The sequence below is a fragment of the Bradyrhizobium sp. Kon56 genome, assembly GCF_055807635.1.
Genome location: NZ_JBVVOU010000088.1, coordinates 1 through 2138, shown reverse-complemented (window position 1 = coordinate 2138; position 2138 = coordinate 1). Strand labels below are relative to the sequence as shown.

2 protein-coding genes and 1 pseudogene are annotated in these 2138 nt (G+C 63.9%); 1 reads left to right on the top strand and 2 read right to left on the bottom strand.

What is annotated here, in order from left to right; translation table 11 throughout:
- Positions 1-546: IS110 family RNA-guided transposase (locus tag AC0L3B_RS38045; RefSeq protein ID WP_473382664.1), on the top strand; the 546-nt coding region annotated here is incomplete at its 5' end.
- 230 nt (positions 547-776) lie between these two features.
- Here AC0L3B_RS38045 and tnpC read toward each other — a convergent pair.
- Positions 777-1556 (bottom strand): annotated as a pseudogene (gene tnpC, locus AC0L3B_RS38040) (IS66 family transposase); the annotation flags it as partial.
- Positions 1557-1625: 69 nt separating this feature from the next.
- Positions 1626-1982: an IS66 family insertion sequence element accessory protein TnpB gene (gene tnpB / locus AC0L3B_RS38035; protein WP_473382662.1), complete on the bottom strand. Its 357-nt coding sequence runs from the start codon at positions 1980-1982 to the stop codon at positions 1626-1628.
- Positions 1983-2138 lie beyond the last annotated feature (156 nt).

Genomic DNA, 2138 nt, shown 5'->3' with positions numbered 1-2138 from the left:
AAGGGAAAAGCAAACGCGAGAGAGCTCATGGCACTCGTGGACGTTGACGAGCGCATCCCACAGAGGGCGCGTAGCGCTCATGTCGATCAGATCGAAGACCTTGAGCTACACATTGAAAGCCACGAGAAAATGATCCTTGCAACTGCCAAAGACAATGAAGTCTGTCGGCGTCTCATGAAGGTGGCGGGCATCGGCCCATTTGCCGCCACCGCCCTGGCGGCGTCTGTCGATCATCCACAACAGTTCGCTTCGGCAAGGCATTTCGCCGCCTGGCTTGGATTAGTACCGAAGCAGCATTCGACCGGGGGAAGGGAGCGTTTGGGCGGTATCAGCAAGCGCGGCGACGGCTACATTCGTAAGTTGCTAATACATGGCGCCCGAGCGGCCGTTCATCGCGTCCGTATCCATCAGGTCACCAATACCTGGATAACAGAGCTGCTCGGCAGGCGTCCCTTCAATGTCGTGACGGTGGCGCTCGCTCACAAAACTGCACGGATCGCTTGGGCGATCATGGCCAATGGTGAAGAATACCGCGCGCAAGTATAAATCGAGCGTGGTTCCGTTTGCGAGGGCAAAGCAGAGTGATGGCAACCGGTCGGACCGGGGTCGGCTAAGCCCGTTGGACCTATCGAGCTTCAGAGCTCGCCAACGTAATTGGGCGCCGATCCGCGGATCTCATCAAGGCTCGTGGCATGCCATAAAGCCGGATAGATAGCGGCAAACGATCGTTAGCCAAAACAAAGCAAATGGCCTTGCAAAGCGGGGACCGTCCATAGATAGGCCCAGAGCTGGCCGGTCTTGGTGCGGCCGCGTCCGGGATCGAGCACCGGGGCGGTGGTCTCGTCGGCAAACAGTTTTGTCGACTGCTTCAGCTTCGCGAGCAGTCGCTCATGCACCGGCCGCAACAGGAAGGCTGCCCGCCCGACCCAATCGGCCAGGGTCGAGCGATCCAGCTCGAGGCCCTGGCGGGCGTAAATTTGAGCCTGCCGATACAGCGGCAGATGGTCGGCATATTTGGCGACGAGTACCTGCGCCACGGTGGCTTCGGTCGGTAGCCCGCCCTCGATCAGCCGCGCTGGCGCCGGTGCCTGCACCATGGTCTCGCAGGCCCGGCAGGCATACTTCGGCCGCCTTACGACCAGGACCCGGAACTGGGCCGGGACGATATCCAGTCGTTCGCTCACATTCTCGCCGATCCGGTGCAGCGCCTGCTGACAGCACGGGCAGGCGTGATCGTCGAGGTCGATCAGCATCTCGACCCGCGGCAGATGCGCCGGCAGCGCTCCTCTGTTCCTGCGGCGCCGTGCGGCTCGGCTCGATCGCTCGGCAGCATTGGCTGCATCGGTTGCGGCATCACTGCTCGCCTCGACCTGCTCGACCTCCTCCAGGCCGAGCAGCAACTGGTCCTCCGGCAGCGTCTCGGCCCGGCGGCCGAAGCGATGACGCTGCAACTCCTTGATGATCTGCTCGAGCCGCGCGGCGCGCGCCCGTTCGGCCAGCAGCATCGCCTTGAGCGTGCCGGGATCGTCCGGAAGCGTGTCGGCACTTGTCGCCATGATGCGATTACACCATGCGTCGCGGCATCCCGCGAGCGCGACATGCATACTGATTCACTGTGCCACAGTTCAACTCGCCTGGATCGGCGACGGTGTCTCGCGCGCGGCGTGGACGCGCTTCCAGTCCAGTCCTTCGAGCAAGGCTGACAGCTGCGCCGCGGTCAGGCGAATGACGCCGTCCTGCACGTTGGGCCAGCAGAACGAACCGGTCTCAAGCCGCTTGGCGAACAGGCACACACCCGTGCCGTCCCAATAGATCAGCTTCACCCGGTCGGCGCGCTTGGCGCGGAACACATACGCGGCGCCGGAGAACGGATCGGCCTGCATGCTCTCACGCACCAGGGCCGCGAGCCCTTCGGCACCCTTGCGGAAGTCGACCGGCCTGGTCGCCACCATCACCCGCACCGCGCCCGTCGGACCGATCACGTGCAACTCTTCAGCACATGGATCACCGCCGCAATCGTCGCGGCATCCGCGCCGCGGCCGACCCGGAGCGCGACGCCGCTGATCTCGAGCTCGATGATGCCACTGTTCTCGGCGCCCTCGGGCGCCTTCCGAAGGCGTCGGCGCTGCCGCGGTGAG